Here is a 22117-nt window from a genome sequence, read left to right on the forward strand (position 1 = left end):
AACAAGCAGTGATTCGTATTGCCCCTCAGGAGGAACTGGTGACCTACGTCATCGCCCAGCCGTGTGTCGACGTCAAGGACCGGGCTTGTGTCGACGAGTGTCCGGTCGACTGCATCTACGAGGGCAAGCGCATGCTCTACATCCACCCCGACGAGTGCGTCGACTGCGGTGCGTGTGAGCCGGTCTGCCCTGTGGAAGCGATCTTCTACGAGGACGACACCCCGGAGGAGTGGAAGGACTACTACGACGCCAACGTGAAGTTCTTCGACGACCTCGGTTCTCCCGGCGGTGCCGCCAAGATGGGCGAGATCGACCAGGATGCCGCGTTCGTGGCCGCCCTGCCGCCGCAGAACCAGGACCACTGATCTCCGTCTCCTCGCGGCTCCCGGACTTCCCCTGGGACCACCTGACGGCGTACGCCGACCGGGCCCGTTCGCACCCGGACGGGATCGTCGACCTCTCGGTCGGCACGCCGGTCGACTCGACGCCGCAGGTGGCGCAGAAGGCGCTGGCAGCCGCTGCTGACAACCCGGGTTATCCGACGACCCTCGGCCTGCCCGAGTCGCGGCAGGCCGTGGTCGACTGGCTCGGGCGCCGTCATGGTGTCACCGGGCTCGGCATCGACGGTGTGCTGCCGCTGATCGGTTCCAAGGAGTTCATCGCCAGCGCGGCCGTGCACCTGGGGATCGGCGCGGGTGACCTCGTCGTCTGGCCGCGTCTCGCCTACCCCACCTACGAGGTGGGTACGGCGCTCGCTGGCGCACGCGGGCTGGCGACGGACTCGCTCACCGCGATCGGGCCCGAGACGCCGGCGTTGATGTGGATCAACTCGCCGTCCAACCCCACCGGCAAGGTGCTCCCGATCGACCACCTGCGCAAGGTCGTGGAGTGGTGTCGTGAGCGAGGCACGCTGCTGATCTCCGACGAGTGCTATCTGGAGTGCTCCTGGGAGGAGCCCCGCCCGGTCTCGTTGCTGCACCCTGACGTCTGCGGTGGCTCGCACGAGGGCATCCTCACCGTCCACTCGCTGTCGAAGCGCTCCAACTTGGCCGGCTACCGGTGTGCGTTCGTCGCCGGTGACCCGAAGGTGGTCGCGGAGCTGCTGGCCGTGCGCAAGAACCTCGGCCTGCAGATGCCCGGGCCCCAGCAGCTCGCGATGATCGCGGCCCTGGACGACGACGCCCACGTGCTGGAGCAGCATGCTCGCTACGCCGCGCGGCGCGCCAAGCTCAAGGAGGCCCTCCTCTCCGCGGGCTTCCGGGTCGACGACTCCGAGGCATCGCTCTACCTGTGGACCACTCGTGACGACGCCGACGGTGACTGCTGGGACCTCGTGTCCTGGTTCGCCGACCGCGGCATCCTCGTTGCGCCGGGCTCGTTCTATGGTCCCGCGGGTCAGCGCCACGTGAGGATCGCCTTCACCGCCACTGACGAGCGCGTGGACGCCGCCGTCGCCCGCCTCACCTGACCCGAAGCCGCGAACCTTCACTCAGAAGGACCGAACCTTCAGTTGCGCCGGCGTACGGCGTGCCCTGCGGCGCCGGTCCGCATCTTCCACGAGCCTGAGTGAAGGTTCGCGCCTTCTGAGTGAAGGTTCAGTCGGCGACGTCGACGTGCACGTGGTCGCGGTGCTCCAGCACGGCGATCTGCTCGTCAGTGCGTCCTGACGTGTTGGGGGAGTAGTCGCGCCACCCGTCCTCGGAACGCTTGCCCGCGGTCCAGATGCGACCGTCGAAGATGACGGTCTGGATGTCGAGCCGATCTGCCTGGGCGACGAGGTAGTAAGCCATGGCCCATCCCTTCGCCTTGTTGGCCTTGTTGATCGGCCGCACGAAGACGTCGATGGCTCGGCCGTCGTAGTGGGCCGAGCCCTCCATGTGACCGTCGCTGACACCCCCGGGAGCGAACCCCCGAGTGAGAGTTCGCCGAAGGCAGCCTGCAGGTCGGCGCGCACGGTCGCGGCCCGCCCGGTCAGCCCACTGGCGTCGAGCTCGTCCGACTCCTCGGGCACGTCGTCCTTCACCACGCAGGAGAACTGGCCCCCTGGGACTGACCAGTGAGTGCCGAGGCAAGGGCGCGGGCATCCTCGGCATGGTCCTCGTAGGCCTCGGGGAAGCCCGAGCGCTGCACGGTCTGGGCAGCCTCGGTGATCCGCATGTCCTGATAGCCGTCGACCTTCTCCAGGGCGTCGTAGAAGGCGTTGGTGGAGTAGTAGGGGTCGAGGATCTCCTCCTCCGTTCCCCATCCCTGGCTCGGGCGCTGCTGGAAGAGGCCGAGTGAGTCGCGGTCGCCGTGCTCGATGTTCTCGATCTTCGACTCCTGGTACGCCGTGGCGAGCGCGATGCTCGCGGCCCTCGGGGGCAGGCCACGGCGGACCGCGATGGCCGTGATCAGGGCGGCGTTCTCGGACTGCTCCGTGCTGAGCGAGACCGTGTGGCCGCCCACCTCAGCCGTGCATCCCTCGGGGTCGGGAAAGGGGCCGAGCCCGAGCTCGACCGCCACGAAGATCCCGCCGACCACTGTCAGCGCCGCCAGTCCGCCCAGGACGGCACCGCGCATCCGCATGTGGATCAGTCGTTCGCGTGGAGCGCTTCGTTGAGCGCAATGCCCTCGCCCTTGCGGGCGACTGCCTCGACCGTGCCGCTGACCGAGTTGCGGCGGAACAGCACGTTGCTGGCACCCGAGAGCTCGAGGGCCTTCACCGTGGTCCGGTCCTCGAGCGTCACCTTGGTGCCGGCGGTGATGTAGCAACCTGCCTCGATGACGCAGTCGTCGCCCAGCGAGATGCCCAGCCCGGAGTTGGCGCCGAGCAGGCAGCGCTCACCGATGGAGATGACCTCCTTGCCGCCACCGGACAGGGTGCCCATGATCGAGGCACCGCCTCCGATGTCGGAGCCGTTGCCGACCACGACGCCGCCGGAGATGCGCCCCTCGACCATCGAGCTGCCGAGCGTGCCGGCATTGAAGTTCACGAATCCCTCGTGCATCACGGTGGTGCCGGAGGCGAGGTGCGCACCCAGTCGCACCCGGTCGGCGTCGGCGATGCGGACGCCGGTGGGCACGACGTAGTCGACCATCCGGGGGAACTTGTCGACCCCGTAGACCGAGACGTGCTGGCCGGCCGCGCGCAGCCGGCCACGGGTGAGCTCGAAGCCTTCGACGGCGCACGGGCCGGCGCTGGTCCACACCACGTTGGCGAGCAGGCCGAACATGCCGTCGAGGTTGAGACCGTGGGGGAGGACGAGGCGGGCGGAGAGCAGGTGCAGCCGCAGCCAGACCTCCTCGGTGGAGGTGGGGGCGGCCTCGAGGTCATCGATGGCAACCCACCGGACCTCACGGCGTACGTCGCGCAGCGGGTCCTGCCCGGCGAGTGCGGTCAGTTCGGCGGGAGCATCGCTCGACTCCGGCAGGCCCAGGGCAGGCTGGGGGAACCAGCAGTCGAGGACGGTGTCGTCGGCAGTCAGTGTGGCAAGGCCCCACCCGTGGGCGGTCTTCGTCTCAGTCACGGTTCCTACTCTACGGAGCACCGAAGTGGCCACGGACGGCTGGTTCACCGGTCGACATGACCGTCGATCGGCCATGATGTCCCACGTGAGTTTCGCCCGTCGCCCGTTGCCCTACCTCCTGACCGGAGGTGTGGTCATGCTGCTCGTGATCGGCCTGATCGTCGTCTGGGCCCAACGCGACGTGGACGAGCCGGGCCGTCAGCCCGCCGACCGCCAGGAGTTCCCCGGCGCCTCGGAAGCAGGTGACCTGGTCAGCGTCGAACGTTGGCAGGGCACCCACGCCACCGCGGTCGACATCTGGCGGATCGTCTATCTCACCGAAGACCGTCAAGGGGCGGTCCGTGAGGCGTCGGCGTTGGTCTCGGCGTTCGTCGACCGGCCCGCCACCGCGATGCCGGTGGTCGCCTTCGCCCACGGCACGACCGGAGTCGCCGAGGCGTGTGCTCCGTCCGCGCGGACCACACCGATCGCCACCGACGGCGGCGCCCTCAACGCGATCGCCCAGCAGGACACGGTGCTGGTGGCACCCGACTACGCCGGCCTCGGCACGCCCGGACCCCACGGCTTCCTGGTGGGCGAGGAGGCTGCCCACGACGTGCTCAACGCGATTCGCGCAGTCCGTGGGATGCCCGACCTGAAGGTCTCACGCAAGGCGGTGGTCTGGGGGCAGTCGCAGGGCGCCCACGCCGCACTGTGGACCGGGATGGTTGCCTCCGACTACGCACCCGACGTGAAGCTGCTGGGCGTGGCCGCGACCGCACCGCCGACCGACCTCGCAGGCATGCTGGGACAGACCGAGGACAACGCGGTCATGCGGCGACTGCAGTCCTACCTGCTGGACTCGTGGCGTCGGGTCTATCCCGACAGCGGCTTGTGGGACGAGGTCGACCCGGCCAACCGGGAGACGATCGAGAAGATCGGCCAACGGTGCGGCAATGAGGTGCTCGACGGTCTGCCCGGCGATCTCCGCGAGCCGGTCCTGCCCAGTTTCGACGAAGGGACGACCTTCCGCAGGCTCCTCGACCAGAACCTGCCCGACGGTGGGATCGACGTGCCGGTCCTGCTCGCGCAAGGTGACGCCGACCAGGTGGTTCCGGTCGCGCGACAGCGCGACTGGGTGGCACGACGGTGCGAGGCGGGCCAGCCCCTGGACTACCGTGAGTACGCCGGTGCGGACCACCTGACCGTCGCCCAGGTGATGGTGCCTGACCTCATCAAGTGGACCATCGACAGGCTGGCCGGCGAGAAGGCGGACTCCAACTGCCCGGGCTGAAGCGGTGAGGCCGGGTGATTGCGGGCGTTCCCGTTGAGCGGGGCGTGGTCGCGCCGGTGTCCTGAGCGGCGTCTAGCCTGCGAAGGTGGCCAGGACTAAGAACTTTTCGCATCTGCTCTCCGAGGGCCGTATCGGTCCCATGACGTTGTCCAACCGGATCGTGATGCCGGCAATGGACCTCAACGTCTGCGTCGACGGCGAGATCCACCAGGAGGACATCGACCACTTCGCGGCCCGGGCGGCCGGCGGAACAGGTCTGATCATCACCGGAGCCTCAGCGATCGCCTTTCCCGTCGGCGCCGCGAGCACCAAGGAGCCGGGCCTGTCCGACGACCGGTTCATCCCGGGACTGACGGCCCTCGCCGACGCCGTCCACGCGGCCGGCAGCAAGCTCTGTGTCCAGAGCACTCACCACGGCAAGATCTCCCGGATCGACACGCTCCAGGACCGGCCGCTGTTGGTGCCCAGCGTCCCCGACTACGACCTCGACATGAGCGCCATGGCGGACAACACCATGGACGAGCTCAAGCGGATGGGGGCCGTCACCCAGGGCAAGAAGCCGTCCTACCACGCGGCGACCCTCGACGACATCGCCTGGCTGATCGAGACCTGGACCGACGCGGCCGTGCGCTGCATGAAGGCCGGTGTCGATGCCATCGAGATCCACTGCGCCCACGGCTACGTGTTGAGCGGCTTCCTCAACCGGGCCGACAACAAGCGCACCGACCAGTACGGCGGCACCCTCGAGAACCGGGCCCGTCTCGCCTGCGAGGTCATCGCCTCTGTGAAGGCGGCGGTCGGCGACAAGATGGCCGTGATCGTGCGCGTCGCCGGCGAGGAGTTCGGCCAGGAGGGCGCCCTCACGCTCGAGGAGTCCTGCCGCGCCGCCGCCCTCTTCGAGCAGGCCGGCGCCGACGCCATCCACGTCACCGGCTGGGGCCGCAACCCGTTCTCGAACTTCACCGACGGCCCGCTGCCCAACAAGGTGGGCGCCTACGCCAGCCAGGCGGCCGAGGTGAAGAAGCACGTCTCCGTGCCGGTCATCTCCGTCGGCCGGATGCTTCCTGAGGTGGCCGAGAAGGGGATCAGCGACGGCTCCTTCGACTTCGCTGCCATGGGACGGCAGCTGCTGGCCGACCCCGACCTCGCCAACAAGATCAAGGCAGGTACGCCGGAGCAGGTGCGTCCGTGCATCAACTGCTACGTCTGCGTGCAGGAGAACTTCTGGGACGACACCCCGATCTGCGCGGTCAACCCGCCGCTGGGCAACGAGGGAATCCTCCCGCTGGAGCCCACTCGCACCGCCCAAGGCGTGCTGGTGGTCGGCGCGGGCCCTGCCGGCCTCGAGACGGCGCGGCTGCTCACGCTTCGTGGCCACAAGGTCACCGTGATCGACAAGGCCGACCGCCTCGGCGGCACCTTGTGGTTCTCGACCCTGACCACCCCCGACAACGAGCGGCTGCTGGACTGGCTCACCAATGAGGTCAAGCGTCTCGGCATCCAGGTGCGGCTCAACACCGAGGTCACGCCAGCCCTCGTGAAGGAGATCGGTCCCGACCACGTCGTCGTGGCGACCGGCGCACGGCGGCCGCGTCCCGACGTACCGGGGGCGAGTTGCCGCACGTGCACACCGGTGACACCCTCCGCAACCTCCTGCTGGGTAGCGCGGAGGCGTCCGACGGCGGTCGGCTGCTGCGCACCATCGGCAAGCTCGGCAAGCTCTCCGGCGTCACCAAGAGCCCCGAGGCGATCCGCAGGGTCACCAAGACCTTCCTGCCGATGGGCAAGGACGTCGTCGTGATCGGTGGCTCCTTGGTGGGTCTCGAACTGGCGGAGTGGTTGGCCGAGCGTGGCCGCAACGTCACCCTCGTCGAGGCGGGCCAGCAGTTGGGCATTCCGATGGCGATGCCCCGTCGCTGGACCGCAGTCCGCAAGGCGGGCGACCTCGGTGTGACGATCCATCGCAAGGCCACCGTCACCCGGATCACGGCAGACGAGGTCGAGTTCACCGTCGGGGAGGAGAAGCTCTCCGCTCCGGCGTCGATGGTCGTGTTCGCCGCCGACACCCATGCCGGTGCTCCGCTCGCCGAGGAGCTGGCGGCAGCCGGGGTCTCGGTCGAGGTCGTCGGTGACGCCGGCGAGGTGAACTACATCGAGGGTGCGATCCACTCGGCGTGGAAGTTCGCCCGGACCTTCTGACCAAGCGCGCGGGCCAGGCCCGCTGAAGGCGACGAGGCGCCACCCGGGCGGGTGGCGCCTCGTCGTGTCTTGTCGGGCTCGTCAGTCCCGGGCGTGCCAGCTCTCGACGACCCAGCCGCGGGCCGCGTCGTTGACCAGGGTGATCTCGAAGCCCTGGAGGATCTCCTCACCGGCCACGGTGATGTCGACCATCACCGTGGCGTTCTGCCCGTCGCCGATCGGGCCGTGGGACTCCCCGAAGGTGGTGTTGGACCGGTCGTCGAGCTCGAGGTCGGCGCAGTCCTCCTCATCGGGCTCGAGATATATCGCGCGAGCCGCATCGCAGTCGTTCTGCTCGATCGCCGTGACGAAACGGTCCGCCACCTCGAGGATCTCCTGCTGGGTCGGGTCGATGTCGCGAGTGGCGCCTGCGCCGGAACCCTCGCCCTCGTCGTCGCTGTGTCCGCTGTCGGTGCTGCCGCCGGAGTCGGTTGCGGCGTGGCCCATCAGCGACGCCGCGTCGCTCCAGTCGACGATCAGCCAGCGTCCGTCCTCACGCTCCAGGCCCACCTGGACGGGCACGTCCTGCTCGGTCTGTTCGATCTGCACGGTGACCTCGACGGTGGCCGAGGCATCGTCGGCCTCCACCTCGGTGACGTCGCCGTAGCTGAAGCCGCGAGGGGCCAGCGCATGGCACTGCGCCTCGTCGAGGGCCGGCGCGTGCTCGGCCGCCGCCGCACAGTCGCCGCGCTCGATCGCGTCGATCGCGGCCGCCACGGCCGCCACGGGCGAACCGGCACCACCTGCGGAGTCGTCATCGTCGTCGCCGCCCAGGGCGATCGCCGCTGCGATGCCTCCCGCGACCAGGAGCACCAGGACCACCACGATCGCGATGGCCACCCGCTTGTTGCCGCCACCGCCAGCCGGTGGCGGGCCGTACGGCGGGCCTTGGGGAGGCGGGCCCTGGGGAGGCGGGAACTGCTGCGGGGGCTGCTGCGGATCCATCGGCTGGTCGGACATCACTCACCTCGAGAACTCGTGTGTCACTTCGCCTTGCACGCTGCCCGTTCCGGGTGCCCCCAAACACCGGCCGCCCACCTCGCGGGAGGCGCCGCTCAGCGGCGTACGTCGGCCAGCGGCACCTGTGGGTCGGCGAGCCGGGCGCGGTCGACCCGGTCGCTGTCCCCGACGAGGCTGTCGAGGTCGTCGCCGACGTCCCAGATGTTCACGTTCATCGCGGCCGCTACGCGATCGTCCTCGTCGAGCCAGAAGGCCAGACAGGCACCGTCGAGGGGGCCGCGCACGACGACGTCGTCGGGGCGGGGCGCCAGCCCGCGGTACTCCATGCCGAGGTCGAACTGGTCGGTGAAGAAGAAGGGCTGCCGGTCGTAGTGGGCGTCCCCACCCAGCAGGGTGCGCGCAGCAACCTCCGGTTGGTTGCGGGCGGTGTCCCAGTGCTCGACGCGCACTCGGCGCCCGAGGATGGGGTGGTCGTGCTCGGCGATGTCGCCCACGGCGACCACGTCGGGATCGCTGGTGCGGAGGCCGGCATCGACGATCACCCCCGCGTCCACGGCGAGCCCGGCCTCGGCCGCCAACTCGATGTTGGGTTGGGCGCCGATGCCGAACACCACGGTCCCTGCTGGCACGTGCTCGCCGTCAGCCAGCTGCACCCCGGTGGCCCGCCCGCCGGTGGCGGTGACCTGCGCGACCTCGACACCGGTGCGGAGATCGACTCCGTTGCGCCGGTGGAGGTCAGCGAAGGCCGCGCCGATGGTGTTGCCGAGGACCCGGCCCAGCGGCTGTTCACCTGCCTCGAGCACGGTGACCTCGGCACCGCGTGAGCGTGCAGCAGCCGCGGCCTCGAGCCCGATCCAGCCGCCCCCGACGATCGCTGTCCGAGCCCCCTCGCGGAAGGCAGCGTCGAGCGCGTCGGAGTCCTCGATCGTGCGTAGCAGGTGCACGCCCTCGGCTCCGGCGCCGTCGAGGTCGGGCTGCCTCGGTCGGGAGCCGGTGGCGAGGGCAAGGCGGGTGTAGCCGAGCTCCTCGCCGTCGGACAACGCAACCCTGTGCCCAGCCAGGTCCAGCACCACGGCGGAGACGCCGAGGCGCAGTGTGACGTCGTGGGCGTCGTACCACGGTGCGTCGAAGGTGGTGAACTCCGCCAGCGGGGTGCCCTTGAGCAGATGGTCCTTGGAGAGCGCCGGCCGCTCGTAGGGCAGGTGCGGCTCGGCGCCGACCAACGTGAGTGGACCCTCGTACCCCTGCTCGCGGAGGAAGCAATGGTCCGGGCACCAGCCAGGCCGCCGCCGATGACGACGATTCCGATCTCTGACATGGGTCTCCTTCCGTCGTGTGGGTTTCCGGTACCCAGTTCCGGGGCATGGGTACGGCGCTGCTCGAGTGCGGCTCGTGGTGTGCCGCCGAGATCTGGGGAGACCACATGCGCATTCGCCCTGTCACCGCTGGCATCCTCGCCGGTGCTCTCGGACTCACCGGCACCCTGCTGGCGCTGCCACCGGGGGCGGCCGCGCCGGCCGTTGCCCAAGCGGCGGCTCCGCCGGTGGTGAAGCTGTCGGGCGCCTTGAAGCAGCGGCCCTCCGGCCTGCCGAGCACCAGTGTCGCTGCTCGACAGCTCGTGAGTGCAACGGTCAGCGTTGAGCCTCGAGACGATCGAGCACGGGCGACGGTGGTGCTGAAGGCCGCTCCCAACGGCCCGGCGGAGGAAGGGCGACTGCTGGTTGGCTTCGGTGTCGTCGACGACGGTGGTGTGTGCCAGGGGCAGGTCAACTTCTCCACCCCGACCCGCGGAGCCCGGGCGGCGGGCTGGTCCGGTGCGGGAGCGAGGTATCTCCTCGATGACACCAGTGCGACGCTCCGCGATGACTACGACTGTGCCTACGCGACGGTGACACCTGTGGGCGCCAACACCAGCTACGACGCCCTCATCGGCGGTTTGACGCCCACGCATGCCAAGCCGAAGCTGAAGGTGCAGGCCGCGAAGCTGCTCGGCTCGAAGAAGCTGAAGCTGCTGCGTGGCGAATGGACGACCCTCGACGTGGACGTCCGCAACGTCGGTTCCCACCAGACCAGCAGGATCGTCGTCCAGGGCAAGGGCACGGGGCTGAAGGTGAAGAAGGGGCAGACCGGCTACGCCCTCTACCCCGGCAGCACCGCTTCGGTGTCGATCAAGGTCAAGCTCACCAGGAAGCGCGCCGCCAAGCTGAAGCTGACCGCTACCGGCCCGGCCGCCGGCAAGGCGACCAAGACGGTCAAGGTCAGGCCGGCCAAGGCCCCGAAGCGGATCAAGAACGGGACCTACCGCAGCAAGGACAAGCGGGTGAACTTCACCGTGAAGAAGGGCAGGATCGCCGGATTCCGGGCCTACGCGATGACCACGTGCGGTGGCTATCCCGACTTCCCGACCTACACGTGGAACACCTACTCGATCCCGAAGCGGAAGGTGCCGAAGTCGGGCATCGTCCAGATCGTGGAGAAGGGCAAGGGACCGGCCTACACGGCCAGCCTCAACGGCCGGGCGAAGGGCACGAAGGTCACGGCCAGGTTCCGGTACGACGGTCCCAACCGTTGCTGGGCCGCGGTGGACTTCACCGCCAAACGCGTCGGCAGGTGAGCACCACCGGCCCACCCACGAAACCGATTCGCACGGCTGCGAGGCGGGGCGGTACCCTCGGAGCACAGGCGTCTGAGCCGTCATCAGCGGTGAGCCTCCGGAAGAACAGCATTCGCCGATGGTCGAGCCTGTCGAGACCACCGACCGAGGCCCAGTAGAACCGGACGGGTTGGGCCCGTCATCGCCCCAACGAAGCGGCCACCGCACTCCAACGGTGGCAAGCGAGGTGGTACCGCGGTCCCCAGGGGTCGTCCTCGTGGCAGATGTCCACAGGCACGAACCCAGGAGAGCACCGATGACCTATCCGAAGGTCTCCACGTCCGGCAGCGACGGCGTCCCGGCCAACCCGCGCTTCCCCGACATCGAGGAACAGGTCCTGGCCTACTGGGACGCCGACGGCACCTTCCAGGCGTCGGTCGACCAGCGCGACGCCGGCGAGAACGGCGAGGGGGAGTTCGTCTTCTACGACGGCCCGCCCTTCGCCAACGGGTTGCCGCACTACGGTCATCTGCTCACCGGCTACGTGAAGGACATCGTGCCGCGCTACCAGACCATGCGTGGCAAGCGTGTGGAGCGCCGCTTCGGCTGGGACACCCACGGCCTGCCTGCCGAACTCGAGGCGATGCGCCAGGCCGACATCAAGACGACCGACGAGATCCACGAGCTCGGCATCGACAAGTTCAACGAACTGTGCCGCGCGTCCGTGCTCAAGTACACCGGCGAGTGGCGCGACTACGTCACCCGCCAGGCGCGTTGGGTCGACTTCGAGGGTGACTACAAGACCCTCAACCCCGACTACATGGAGTCGGTGATCTGGGCCTTCAAGACGCTGCACGAGAAGGGCCTCATCTATGAGGGCTTCCGCGTCCTGCCCTACTGCTGGAACGACGAGACACCGCTCTCCAACCACGAGCTGCGGATGGACGACGACGTCTACAAGGTCCGCCAGGACCCGGCCGTGACGGTCGGCTTCACCCTGGAGGCCACCGGCGACGACGAGGTGCTCGACGGCGCGAAGGCGTTGATCTGGACCACCACCCCGTGGACCCTGCCCTCCAACCTCGCGGTGATGGTCGGCTCCGACATCGACTACGTCGTGGTCGAGGCGCCGGTGCCCGGCACCGAGGAGCGTGCGAAGTTCCTGCTCGCGCAGGCTCGCCTGGCGTCGTACGCCCGGGAGCTGGCCGACGTCGACGGCAACTTCACCGTGCTCGGCACCTACCGGGGCGCCGACCTGGTCGGCCGCCGCTACACACCGCCCTTCGGCTACTACCTGGGCCACGAGAATGCCTTCCGCGTGGTCGCCGCTGACGACGCCGTGACCACGACCGACGGTTCGGGCCTCGTGCACTCCGCCGGCGCCTTCGGTGAGGTCGACAAGGAGGTCACCGACCGCGAGGGCATCGAGGCCGTCATGCCCGTCGGCAAGGACGGCAAGTTCACCGCCCCGGTCACGGAGTACGCCGGCACGCTGGTCTTCGACGCCAACGCCGCGATCATCGATCACCTCAAGGAGGCCACCCGCGGCGGCGACGTGATCGGCTCCGTCACGCCCGGCACCGTGCTGCTGCGGCGCGAGACCTACGACCACTCGTACCCGCACTGCTGGCGCTGCCGGCAGCCGCTGATCTACAAGGGCGTCTCGTCGTGGTTCGTCGAGGTCACCGCCATCAAGCAGCGGATGATGGAGCTCAACCAGCAGATCCGATGGGTGCCCGAACACATCAAGGACGGCCAGTTCGGCAAGTGGCTGGAGAACGCCCGCGACTGGTCGATCACCCGAAACCGCTTCTGGGGCTCCCCGGTGCCGGTGTGGAAGAGCGACGACCCCGAACACCCACGCATCGACGTCTACGGCTCGTTCGCCGACCTCGAGCGTGACTTCGGGCGGCTGCCGACCAACAAGGACGGCGAGCCCGACCTGCACCGCCCGTTCATCGACGAGCTGACCCGACCCAACCCGGACGACCCGACGGGGCAGTCGACGATGCGCCGCGTCGATGACGTCCTCGATGTGTGGTTCGACTCCGGGTCGATGTCGTTCGCCCAGAACCACGTGCCGTTCGAGAACTCCGAGTGGTTCGAGCACCACTTCCCGGGTGACTTCATCGTCGAATACATCGGTCAGACCCGAGGCTGGTTCTACACCCTGCACGTCCTGGCCACCGCGCTCTTCGACCGACCGGCCTTCCAGTCGTGCATCAGCCACGGCATCGTGCTGGGCAGTGACGGGCAGAAGATGAGCAAGTCGCTGCGCAACTACCCCGACGTCTCCGAGGTCTTCGACCGCGACGGCGCCGACGCGATGCGGTGGTTCCTCATGGCGTCGCCGATCCTGCGGGGCGGCAACCTGGTCGTCACCGAGCAGGGCATCCGTGACTCGGTGCGCCAGGTGATGATCCCGCTGTGGAACTCGTGGTACTTCCTGAGCCTCTACGCCAACGCGGCCGGCCACGAGCCGAGGTGGGACACGGGTTCCACCGACGTGCTCGACCGCTACCTGCTCGCCAAGTTGCGCGAGTACGTCGCCACGATGACCACCCAGCTCGACGACTACGACATCGCCGGCGCGTGCGAGACCACGCGGTCGTTCCTCGACGTGTTGACCAACTGGTACATCCGCCGGTCGCGTGAGCGCTTCTGGGGCAACGGCCCCGAGGCCAAGCAGGCGATGGACACGCTGCACACCGCACTCGAGGTGGTGTGTCGGACGATCGCGCCGTTGCTGCCGCTGACCACGGAGGAGATCTGGCGCGGGCTCACCGGTGAGAGGTCCGTGCACCTCACCGACTGGCCGCTCGTCGACGAGCTCCCGGCCGCAGACGAGCTGCTCGACGCGATGGACCAGGTGCGGGACGTCTGCTCGGCTGCCTCGGCGCTGCGCAAGGCCCGCAACCTGCGCAACCGGCTGCCGCTGGCATCCTTGACGGTCGTGCTGCCGTCCGCGTCTGCCCTGGAGGGATTCGCAGCACTGGTGGCCGACGAGGTCAACGTCAAGACCGTGCGGGCCGTCGACCTGGACGCACCGGAGGCGGCCGCCTACGCCGTGGAGCAGCGGTTGACCGTCAACGCACGCGCTGCGGGTCCGCGTCTGGGCAAGGACGTCCAGGTCGCGATCAAGGGCTCCAAGACGGGTGACTGGTCGGTCGACGCCGACGGCGTGGTCACCTCCGGTGGCCTGGCCCTGGTGGAGGGCGAGTACACGCTCGAGACCGTGGCCGGCGAGGGCGCGGAGGGTGTTGCCACCGGGATCCTGCCCGGCGGCGGCTTCGTGGTGCTCGACGTCGTCGTCACCGACGACCTGGCCCGCGAGGGCCTGGCCCGCGATCTGGTCCGCTCCGTGCAGCAGGCCCGGCGTGACGCAGGCCTTGAGGTCTCCGACCGGATCTCCCTGGTCATCGCCGGCCCGGACGACATCCAGGACGCTGCCCGCACGCACGAGGAGCTGATCGCGGGGGAGACCCTGGCGACGGCGTACGACGTGCACGCCGGCGACGCGCTGCACGTCACCGTCGCGAAGGCTTGAGTAGCCAGGACGAAATGGACAGCGGCCGCGAGGAGCTCCTCGCGGCCGCTGTGTCGTGCAATGGGTCAGGCGGTCACCACTTGTAGTCGGTGCCGTGGCTGATGTTGTGGTACATGCCGATGTGCGTGTAGAAGTTCATCGCTCCGAAGAGGAGGAACACCACGCCACCGATGATCCAGGCATAGACGGCCCAGCGCAGCAGCTGCGGACGCTCGAGCCAGAACGCGAGGGCGAAGAGGATCGCACCGACGGCGACGACGCCCCACAGGCCACCGAGGAAGAGTGCCTCGAGGATCGGCATGTCGCCGAAGCGCCCGCTGATCGGCTCCTCCGGCGGAGCGGCGCCGAGCTGGTAGCGCACGAAGCTGATGGCGAGCACCGCCATGCCGAGGCCGAGGGCACCGACGAAGATGCTGGCCGGCTTGAGTGACGCGAGTGCCTGGGCATTGGCCGCATCGACCTCGCCCTTGAACAGCTCGCGGTGCCGCCAGAGATAGATCGCGGCCAACAGCAGCAGTGCTCCGAACGCGGCTGCCGGCTGGCCGAAGGCGATGTTGGCGTACTCGAAGCCATCACCGCCGAAGGGCCAGGTGACCGTGGTGTGCACGCCGAGCACGAAGAGCACGAGCCCGGTGACGCCGAAGAAGCCGGCCCAGCCCTCGCTGTCGATGCGCTTGTCCTTGATGAGCTGCCAGATGAATCCGGCGAACCCCAGAAGTCCTGCTCCGGCCGTGATGGCCACGAGCTCGTTGTAGACGACCATGCCGCCCACCTTTCCTGATGTCGACGGGCGATTGTGCCCTGATGTTGAAGTCTCAACTATCTGGGCAACGCCGCGAGCGCCGCAATGATTCCCGCCGGTGGTCCTCCTGACGGGAGTGAGCGCGACTTCGGTGTTCCGGAGCGGCACAATCACCGGCGTCGACCCAGATGATCCGGAGGCACCATGTCGAGTTCACTCGAAGAGCGCATCGCCGCGCTCGAGGCGATCGAAGCCATCAAGAACCTCAAGCACGCCTACCTGCGCGCGTGCGACGCGAAGCGCCCGGAGGAGTTCCGTGAGTGCTTCATCAGCAAGGGTGCGGTGCTCGACTACGGCCCGCGAATGGGGCGGTTCGAGGACGCCGACGGCATTGCCGAGGTCTTCCGCGCGATCGCCCTCGGCCAGGACGACGGGCGCTACCGGATCCTCGACATGCACCATGCGGTGCACCCGGTGATCACCGTCGAGGGAAGCGATCGGGCCTCGGGGCAGTGGAGCCTCCGGTTCCGGCAGGCCGACCGCAAGCGCAGCACCGAGACGGTCTCGACCATCGAGTACGACGACACCTACGCCGTCGAGGACGGCTCCTGGCGCATCGCTTCGTCGACGGTGACCACCCTCTGGACGATGACCAGGCCGTTGCCCGAGGGCACGGTCATCCACGACACCTGGTCCGCAGCCACCGAGCAGGCCGTCCGATGAGCCGCGTCGCGCTGGTCACCGGCGGCAGCAAGGGTGTCGGTCAGGGCATCGTGGTCGGCCTGGCCGAGGCCGGCTGGACCGTCCACTTCTCCGGCCGGAGCGAAGGCCGCCTCGAGGAGACCCGGAGCAGGGCCGCCGAGACCGGGGCCCGAGTCGTCGTCCACACCTGCGACCACACCGACGACGCCCAGGTGAAGGCGCTCGTCGACGGGGTGATCGACCAGGAGGGCCAACTCGACCTCCTGGTCAACAACGTCTGGGCGGGTCCGCGGATGAACCACGTGACGCCCGAGAAGTTCTGGGAGCGCCCGATCGACGACTGGGACACCCTCATCAGCGTCGGGTTGCGTGCGCACTACGTCGCGGCCCACGCCGCGGCACCGGCGATGGTGGCGCGCCGCGAAGGGCTGATCGTCAACATCACCTCGGTCGGCACCCGTGCCTACCTGCACTCCACGCTCTACGGCATGTCGAAGGCCGCCCTCGACAAGATGACCTTCGACATGGCGTTGGAGTTGCGTGAGTTCGGGGTCAACGTGGTGTCGCTCTGGCCGGGGTTGGTGCGCACCAAGCAGCTGCTGGCCAGCGGTGTCGACAACATCGCCGGTGTGCCGATCACCGATGCCGAAACCCCGGAGCTGCAGGGACGGGTCATCGCCCGGCTCGCAGCCGCCCCCGACCTCACCAAGCGCACCGGTACGGCGCAGATCACCGCCGAGCTGGCCGACGAGTTCGACATCGAGGAGCCCGGTGGCGGGAAGCCGATCTCGCCGCGAGCGATGTTCGGTGGCGGGCCGATCTTCCCGCCACTGCCCTGACCTCCCCACGGGGGCTGGTTGGATGGGTGGCATGTCAGCAGCGACCACCCTCGACACCACCGCCGACGTCGTGCAGTTGACCAGGCAGCTGGTCGACATCCGTTCGGTCAGCCACCAGGAGCAGGAGATCGCCGACGCGGTCGAGGCGGTGCTGCGTGCGACCGACCATCTCGCCGTCACCCGCCGGGGCAACACGCTGGTCGCGCGCACCGAGTCGGGGCACGCCGAGAGGGTCGTCATCGCCGGTCACCTCGACACCGTTCCGGAGAACGCCAACCTCCCCGCGCGCCTCGAGGGCGGCGTCCTCCACGGACTCGGGAGCTGCGACATGAAGGGCGGGGTCGCGGTCGCGCTCAAGCTTGCCGTGGAGCTGGCCGCCCCGGTGCGTGACGTCACGTGGATCTTCTACGACGCCGAAGAGGTCGAGGCGGTCCACAACGGCCTCAACAAGCTCAGCCAGTCGGATCCCGACTTGCTGCAGGCGGACTTCGCCATCCTCATGGAGCCCTCCAACGCATCGGTCGAGGCCGGTTGCCAGGGCACGATGCGGGTCGAGGTGCGCACGACGGGCGAACGCGCCCACTCGGCTCGCGCCTGGATGGGCAGCAACGCCATCCACAGCGCCGCCGATGTCCTCGCCCGCCTCGAGCAGCACCAACCCCGCACGCCGGTCATCGACGGACTGACCTATCACGAGGGGCTCAACGCGGTCTTCATCTCCGGCGGCGTCGCAGGCAACGTGCTTCCCGACGAGTGCGTGGTCACGGTGAACCACAGGTTCGCCCCCGACCGCACCGAGGCGGATGCGGAGGAGTTCCTGCGGACCTTCTTCGCGCCGTACGACGTCCGGGTGGTCGACACCGCCCCCGGCGCCCTGCCGGGCCTCCGGGTGCCGGCCGCTGCTGCCTTCATCGAGGAGGTCGGGGGAGCGGTGGCGCCGAAGTTCGGCTGGACCGATGTGGCCCGCTTCAGCACCCTGGGCATCCCGGCGGTCAACTACGGCCCCGGCGATCCGACGTTGGCCCACAAGCAGGAGGAACACGTGCCCGTCGAGCATATCGAGCGTTGTGAGCGCGTGCTGCGTTCCTGGCTCACTGGAGGAGGAGCCTGATGCCCGAACCGAGGAACCGCCGTCGTGGGCCGGTGCTGTTGCGCCGGAGCCAGGTCAACTCCTCCACCGCCGACCAGCGGCTGCTCGACTCCCGCGGTCCGTCGGACTGGGTGCACGCCGATCCGTGGCGGGTGTTGCGGATCCAGGCCGAGTTCGTCGAGGGATTCGGCACCCTGGCGGAGCTCGGGCCGGCCATCGCCGTCTTCGGGTCGGCGCGCACCGCGGTCGACGACCCGGCCTACGCGTTGGGCGAGGAGGTCGGCCGCAAGCTCGTCGAGGCCGGGTTCGCCGTGATCACCGGTGGTGGCCCCGGAGCCATGGAGGCCGCCAACAAGGGAGCGAGCGAGATCGGCGGCACGAGCGTCGGTCTGGGGATCGAGCTGCCCTTCGAGGCCGGCCTCAACCAGTGGGTCGACATGGGCATCAACTTCCGCTACTTCTTCGCCCGCAAGACGATGTTCGTCAAGTACTCCCAGGGCTTCATCGTGCTGCCCGGCGGTCTCGGCACCCTCGATGAGCTCTTCGAGGCGCTCACCTTGGTGCAGACCGGCAAGGTGACCTCCTTCCCCGTGGTCCTCATGGGCTCCGCCTACTGGGGTGGCCTCATCGACTGGCTGCGCGACACGGTCGCCGCGCAGGCCAAGATGTCGCCGGCAGACCTCGACCTGATCACGGTCACCGACGACGTCGAGGAGGCCGTCCATCTCATGGTCGAGGCGCGCCGAGCTCACCTCGACGACGCGGAGTTCGAGGCCGGGTTCGAGACGGAGTGACGCGATGATGATGTGGATCCTGGCCATGGTCGCGGTGCTGCTGCTCGGTGGCGTCGCCGTCGTGGCCTCCGGGTACGGTGCGCCGATGAGGCATCAGGGCCCCGACCGCTCGGGCGAGCTGCCCCCGGCGACGGACCCGTGACGGCGCAGGAGCTGCGCGAGGCACGGTTCAGCACGGTGGTCCGGGGCTACTCCATGACCGAGGTCGATGCGCTGCTCAGCCGCATCGAGCGCCAGCTGGCGCCGCTCGACTTCCGGGCTGCGGAATCCGCCGAGGGGGACGCTCATGGCGCCCCCGATGAGGAATGAGGCAAACTTCCCATCGTGCGACTGCCGCTGATCGTCTACATCCTCACTGCGTTGGCCCTTGTCGTCGTGGTGCTCACCCGGGTCCGGCTGCGCGGCGACGCCCCTGCTGCGGGTCGACTGCAGACCTCGTCGCTGTTGCTCAACGTCCACACCATCGCCGGACTGGCCGCGGTGGCCTCGTGGACTGCCTTCCTGATCACCGGCATCGGCGACGACAACGGTGACTCGCAGATCGGCATCCTCGCGCTCGGGCTCTTCTGGCTCACCACCGTGGCCGGCATCATGATCCTCTTCCGCTGGATGCCGGCGCGGGGCAAGCACTCCCAAGCCGCCGTCGGCGACTCCTGGAGCACCGGGCCAGGCCTGTCGGTGCTGGCCCACGTGGGCATGCTGGTGGGCACGGTGCTCTTCACCTGGGCCTACATGTTCTCCAAGATCTGACGCACTCCGTCGTCGGCTCCGACCGAGCCCGCGCTCAGCGTCCCCGGAAGGCCGGTCGCTCCTTGGCGACGAACGAAGCCACCGCCTCCCGGTGATCGGATGTCGCACCGGTCAGCGTCATCATCTCGTCCTCGAAGGCGAGGGCCTCGACGAGTTCGACCCCGGCAGAGTGGCGCACTGCTCGCCGGATGGCGCCGTACGCCAGGGTCGGGCCGGTGGCCAGCCGGGTCGCGAGTTCGCTGACCTCGGCGGTCAGGGCATCGGCAGTCACCACCCTCGTGGCCAGGCCCAGTTGCTGGGCCTCCTCCGCGCCGATCGTGCGCGGGAGGAAGAGCAGCTCGAGTGCCTTCGCCTGACCGACCAACCGCGGCAGTGTCCACGATGCACCGGTGTCGCAGGAGAGGCCGATCCCGGCGAAGGCCAGGTTGAAGCCCGCGGTGTCGGCGAGCAGGCGGAAGTCACACGCGAAGGCGAGGCTGGCGCCGGCCCCGGCCGCCACGCCCTGCACGGCCGCGATGACCGGCTTCGGCATGGTCGCGATCGCCGTGACGATGGGGTTGTAGTGCTGGGCGACCGTCGAGAAGAGAGCGTCGTCGTCGCCGGCCGCCAGCAGGGCGACGTGTTCCTTGAGGTCCTGTCCGACGCAGAAGCCGCGCCCGGTCCCGGTGAGCACGACGCACCGTACGTCGGCGTCATCGGCGGCGCTGGTGACCGCCGCGAGCAGACCCTCCTTGGTGGCGAGGTCGAGGCTGTTCATGGCGTCGGGCCGGTTGAGCGTGATCGTGGCGACGCCGTCGCGGATGTCGAGGAGCACCGGCTGGTCGGACATGAACTCTCCTTCGGGGCCTGCTTCGTGGGCCCTTCGTCGGGCCCCGGGCAGTCCCCAGTGTGCCAGTCGGAGGGGTGATCGTGGCCCGGAACGGGGCTCGGGAGGTGGTCGGTGTCACGTTGTCGGCCGGATGGGGGATAATGGTCCCAGTGGCATCGGCTCTCGATGGGTCGGTGCCAGTCGAACCCCTGTGGAAGAGGTGTGCGGATGGCGGCAATGAAGCCGCGGACCGGTGATGGTCCGCTCGAGGTCACCAAGGAAGGCCGTGGCATTGTCATGCGCGTGCCGTTGGAAGGTGGTGGCCGGCTCGTTGTCGAGCTGAACGCCGACGAGGCAAAGGCTCTTGGTGACGCGCTCAAGGAAGTAGTGGGCTGACCCCCGTGGCCAGCCCCGACGGCCACGCCCTCCCGGAGCAGGTCGATCCGCCGACCGTCTCCGTGGGCGTGGCCGCGCTCGACCTGGCTGTGGCCCCCGCGGTCGCGGTCGCGTTCCGGAGCGACGACCACTCGGTCGTCGGCTCCGGGCAGCAGGTGTGCGCACACCTCGGTCTCGACGTGCCCGGCCTGCTTGCGCACCATGACCTGACCGGTGGCACCGGTCAGGTCATCAGGCACGTCACCGGTGACCAGCGGTTCCCGGTGCTCTTCCTGGTTGCCCTCGGGGCCGAGCCGGGCGATGCGCGTCGTGGTGGCGCAGCGCTGGCGCGTGCTGCCAAGGGCTTCTCCGAGGTGGCCGTCACCTTCGCCGACCAGCTCGACGACGCCGAGCTGCGTGACCTCGTGGTCGGCGCCGTGCTCGCGTCCTTCGAGTTCCACTGGCGCAAGGACGGCCCCACGTCGGAACCCGTACGCCGCTTCCTCCTCGACACCACCGACGCGCGGGCCGACGTGGTCGCCCGGGCGGAGGCCGTGGCCCGTGCTGGCTGGTCGGCCCGCTTCTTGGCCACCACGCCCTCCAACGTGAAGAGCCCGCAGTGGCTCGCCGACCAGGCCGTTGCTGCCGGGACGGGCAGCGGCGTCAAGGTCACCGTCCGCGACGAACGTTGGCTGGCCGACAAGGGCTTCGGCGGCATCCTCGCGGTCGGCTCGGCCTCGGCCACGCCGCCGCGTCTGGTCGAGTTGTCCTACGTACCGCCCAAGGCGGTCGCCCGCGAAGGCCACGTCGTCCTCGTCGGCAAGGGCATCACCTTCGACACCGGCGGCCTGTCCATCAAGCCCGGCGAGGCGATGGCCAACATGAAGCGCGACATGACCGGTGGTGCCGTCGTCATCGCCACCCTCCACGCCTTGGCGGCACTCGGTTGCCCGATCCGGGTGACGGGGCTCGTCGCCAGTGCCGAGAACGCCATTGGCGGCAAGGCCTTCCGGCCCGGGGACGTCATCACCCACGTCGGTGGCCGCACCACCGAGGTCACCAACACCGACGCCGAGGGCCGGTTGGTGCTCGCCGACGCGATGGCGTGGGCGGTGCGGGAGCTCAAGCCCGACGCCATGGTCGACGTCGCCACGCTCACGGGCGCGATGAAGGTCGCGCTCGGGCTGCGCACCGGCGGCTTCTTCGCCAACGACGAGGCCCTGGCAGACCTCCTCGCCGCGGCGAGTGCGGCCTGCGGTGAGTCCCTGTGGCGGATGCCGCTCGCTTCGGTCTACGAGGACAAGCTCTCCTCCAAGGTGGCCGACTCCGACAACGGTGCCGGGTCGCCCGGCGCCATCACGGCAGCCCTGTTCCTGCAGCACTTCGCTGGTGACGTGCCTTGGGCGCACCTCGACGTCGCCTCCGTCGGTGATGCGCTCGAGGACTGGGACGAATGGACCGCAGGGCCCACCGGCTTCGGCGTCCGCACCCTGCTCAGCTGGCTCGAACAGACCGATCCCCTGGAAGGAATTCGATGAAGGGCCTTTCCGTGCGTTGGTCGTTGACCGACGCTCCGGCCGACACGGCGCAGCGCTTGGCCGACTACGTCGCCGACTCCTCGCACGCCCGTTTCGAGGGCAAGGCGGGCCTGCAGTTCAAGACGTGGCGGATGCGCGCCGGCGAGTGGTTCGAGGGCACCTATGTCTTCGAGTCCGACGAGGCTCGCGTGGAGTTCCAGGAGGGCTTCACACCGGGGGCGGCAGAGTCCCCGGTCTCCCAGTTGATCGGCAGCGCGCCGATCCTCATCGAACCCTTCGCCGTCGCCGGCATCGCCGAAGGCGGCTCCGGATTCGCCTCTGCCCCGCGCGGCTGACCGGGGCGAAGCCCGGCACGGGCGCCG

Annotated in this window: 24 protein-coding genes; 17 read left to right on the top strand and 7 right to left on the bottom strand. The window is 69.2% G+C overall.

Annotated features, from left to right (window positions below):
• Positions 1-38: 38 nt before the first annotated feature.
• Together fdxA and dapC are read left to right on the top strand one after the other, a co-directional pair.
• Complete coding sequence (gene fdxA, locus L1066_RS19780) at positions 39-365, top strand: ferredoxin (RefSeq protein WP_235737906.1); 327 nt, start codon at positions 39-41, stop codon at positions 363-365.
• Positions 362-1468, top strand: a complete 1107-nt coding sequence (gene dapC, locus L1066_RS19785) for a succinyldiaminopimelate transaminase (RefSeq protein ID WP_235737971.1) — start codon at positions 362-364, stop codon at positions 1466-1468. Before fdxA ends, dapC begins: the two co-directional genes overlap by 4 nt.
• Before the next feature lie 127 nt (positions 1469-1595).
• Here dapC and L1066_RS19790 read toward each other — a convergent pair whose 3' ends face one another.
• The 3 genes from L1066_RS19790 to dapD all read right to left on the bottom strand — a co-directional run bounded on the left by L1066_RS19790 (position 1596) and on the right by dapD (position 3506).
• A complete protein-coding gene (locus L1066_RS19790; protein WP_235737907.1) occupies positions 1596-1877 on the bottom strand; it encodes a VldE C-terminal domain-containing protein in 282 nt (93 codons plus the stop codon).
• 142 nt (positions 1878-2019) lie between these two features.
• Complete coding sequence (locus L1066_RS19795; RefSeq protein ID WP_376707705.1) at positions 2020-2565, bottom strand: hypothetical protein; 546 nt, start codon at positions 2563-2565, stop codon at positions 2020-2022.
• Between the two features lie 5 nt (positions 2566-2570).
• Positions 2571-3506 (bottom strand): 2,3,4,5-tetrahydropyridine-2,6-dicarboxylate N-succinyltransferase, encoded by a 936-nt coding sequence (dapD, locus tag L1066_RS19800; protein WP_235737908.1) that lies wholly within the window; start codon positions 3504-3506, stop codon positions 2571-2573.
• 85 nt (positions 3507-3591) lie between these two features.
• Between dapD and L1066_RS19805 the strand changes: the two genes are divergently transcribed.
• The 3 genes from L1066_RS19805 (at position 3592) to L1066_RS19815 (ending at position 6978) form a co-directional block, all read left to right on the top strand.
• On the top strand, positions 3592-4779 hold the full coding sequence (locus tag L1066_RS19805) for a lipase family protein (protein ID WP_235737909.1): 1188 nt from the start codon (positions 3592-3594) through the stop codon (positions 4777-4779).
• A gap of 139 nt (positions 4780-4918) precedes the next feature.
• Entirely contained in the window at positions 4919-6580 is a 1662-nt protein-coding gene (locus L1066_RS19810) for an NADH:flavin oxidoreductase (RefSeq protein ID WP_235737910.1), read from the top strand.
• Positions 6559-6978 carry an FAD-dependent oxidoreductase gene (locus tag L1066_RS19815; RefSeq protein ID WP_235737911.1) on the top strand — a complete coding sequence of 140 codons (420 nt, stop codon included), beginning with the start codon at positions 6559-6561 and terminating at the stop codon, positions 6976-6978. The genes L1066_RS19810 and L1066_RS19815 overlap by 22 nt, the downstream gene beginning before the upstream one ends.
• Before the next feature lie 81 nt (positions 6979-7059).
• Here L1066_RS19815 and L1066_RS19820 read toward each other — a convergent pair whose 3' ends face one another.
• Both L1066_RS19820 and L1066_RS19825 read right to left on the bottom strand, forming a co-directional pair.
• The gene (locus L1066_RS19820; RefSeq protein ID WP_235737912.1) at positions 7060-7977 is read right to left on the bottom strand and encodes a hypothetical protein; all 918 of its coding nucleotides are present in this window, start codon (positions 7975-7977) and stop codon (positions 7060-7062) included.
• 95 nt (positions 7978-8072) lie between these two features.
• The gene (locus tag L1066_RS19825; protein ID WP_235737913.1) at positions 8073-9200 is read right to left on the bottom strand and encodes an NAD(P)/FAD-dependent oxidoreductase; all 1128 of its coding nucleotides are present in this window, start codon (positions 9198-9200) and stop codon (positions 8073-8075) included.
• Positions 9201-9310: 110 nt separating this feature from the next.
• On the opposite strand from L1066_RS19825, the gene L1066_RS19830 reads away from it, so the two are divergent.
• Together L1066_RS19830 and ileS are read left to right on the top strand one after the other, a co-directional pair.
• Positions 9311-10591 (top strand): hypothetical protein, encoded by a 1281-nt coding sequence (locus L1066_RS19830; RefSeq protein WP_235737914.1) that lies wholly within the window; start codon positions 9311-9313, stop codon positions 10589-10591.
• A 295-nt stretch (positions 10592-10886) separates the two neighbouring features.
• Positions 10887-14117, top strand: coding sequence for an isoleucine--tRNA ligase (ileS, locus tag L1066_RS19835; RefSeq protein WP_235737915.1), 3231 nt, complete (start codon positions 10887-10889; stop codon positions 14115-14117).
• Positions 14118-14190: 73 nt separating this feature from the next.
• On the opposite strand, the gene L1066_RS19840 is transcribed toward ileS, so the two are convergent.
• Positions 14191-14880, bottom strand: a complete 690-nt coding sequence (locus tag L1066_RS19840) for a DUF981 family protein (protein ID WP_235737916.1) — start codon at positions 14878-14880, stop codon at positions 14191-14193.
• A 183-nt stretch (positions 14881-15063) separates the two neighbouring features.
• On the opposite strand from L1066_RS19840, the gene L1066_RS19845 reads away from it, so the two are divergent.
• From L1066_RS19845 to L1066_RS19875, 7 genes are read left to right on the top strand one after another with little or no spacing between them, the layout of a single operon-like run.
• The gene (locus L1066_RS19845) at positions 15064-15582 is read left to right on the top strand and encodes a nuclear transport factor 2 family protein (protein WP_235737917.1); all 519 of its coding nucleotides are present in this window, start codon (positions 15064-15066) and stop codon (positions 15580-15582) included.
• Entirely contained in the window at positions 15579-16400 is an 822-nt protein-coding gene (locus tag L1066_RS19850) for an SDR family NAD(P)-dependent oxidoreductase (protein WP_235737918.1), read from the top strand. Before L1066_RS19845 ends, L1066_RS19850 begins: the two co-directional genes overlap by 4 nt.
• A gap of 31 nt (positions 16401-16431) precedes the next feature.
• Entirely contained in the window at positions 16432-17511 is a 1080-nt protein-coding gene (dapE, locus tag L1066_RS19855) for a succinyl-diaminopimelate desuccinylase (protein ID WP_235737919.1), read from the top strand.
• Complete coding sequence (locus L1066_RS19860) at positions 17511-18284, top strand: LOG family protein (RefSeq protein WP_235737920.1); 774 nt, start codon at positions 17511-17513, stop codon at positions 18282-18284. Before dapE ends, L1066_RS19860 begins: the two co-directional genes overlap by 1 nt.
• 4 nt (positions 18285-18288) lie before the next feature.
• Entirely contained in the window at positions 18289-18426 is a 138-nt protein-coding gene (locus L1066_RS19865; protein WP_235737921.1) for a hypothetical protein, read from the top strand.
• Positions 18423-18593, top strand: a complete 171-nt coding sequence (locus L1066_RS19870; RefSeq protein WP_235737922.1) for a DivIVA domain-containing protein — start codon at positions 18423-18425, stop codon at positions 18591-18593. The genes L1066_RS19865 and L1066_RS19870 overlap by 4 nt, the downstream gene beginning before the upstream one ends.
• Positions 18594-18608: 15 nt before the next feature.
• Positions 18609-19034 carry a hypothetical protein gene (locus L1066_RS19875; RefSeq protein ID WP_235737923.1) on the top strand — a complete coding sequence of 142 codons (426 nt, stop codon included), beginning with the start codon at positions 18609-18611 and terminating at the stop codon, positions 19032-19034.
• Between the two features lie 34 nt (positions 19035-19068).
• Here L1066_RS19875 and L1066_RS19880 read toward each other — a convergent pair whose 3' ends face one another.
• Complete coding sequence (locus L1066_RS19880; RefSeq protein WP_235737924.1) at positions 19069-19863, bottom strand: enoyl-CoA hydratase/isomerase family protein; 795 nt, start codon at positions 19861-19863, stop codon at positions 19069-19071.
• Between the two features lie 207 nt (positions 19864-20070).
• On the opposite strand from L1066_RS19880, the gene L1066_RS19885 reads away from it, so the two are divergent.
• From L1066_RS19885 to L1066_RS19895, 3 genes are read left to right on the top strand one after another with little or no spacing between them, the layout of a single operon-like run.
• Positions 20071-20238, top strand: a complete 168-nt coding sequence (locus L1066_RS19885) for a DUF3117 domain-containing protein (protein ID WP_235737925.1) — start codon at positions 20071-20073, stop codon at positions 20236-20238.
• A gap of 5 nt (positions 20239-20243) precedes the next feature.
• Positions 20244-21755, top strand: coding sequence for a leucyl aminopeptidase family protein (locus L1066_RS19890; RefSeq protein ID WP_235737926.1), 1512 nt, complete (start codon positions 20244-20246; stop codon positions 21753-21755).
• Positions 21752-22090 carry a hypothetical protein gene (locus L1066_RS19895; protein ID WP_235737927.1) on the top strand — a complete coding sequence of 113 codons (339 nt, stop codon included), beginning with the start codon at positions 21752-21754 and terminating at the stop codon, positions 22088-22090. The genes L1066_RS19890 and L1066_RS19895 overlap by 4 nt, the downstream gene beginning before the upstream one ends.
• Positions 22091-22117: the final 27 nt, after the last annotated feature.

Source organism: Nocardioides alcanivorans (genome assembly GCF_021555175.1).
GTDB lineage: Bacteria > Actinomycetota > Actinomycetes > Propionibacteriales > Nocardioidaceae > Nocardioides > Nocardioides alcanivorans.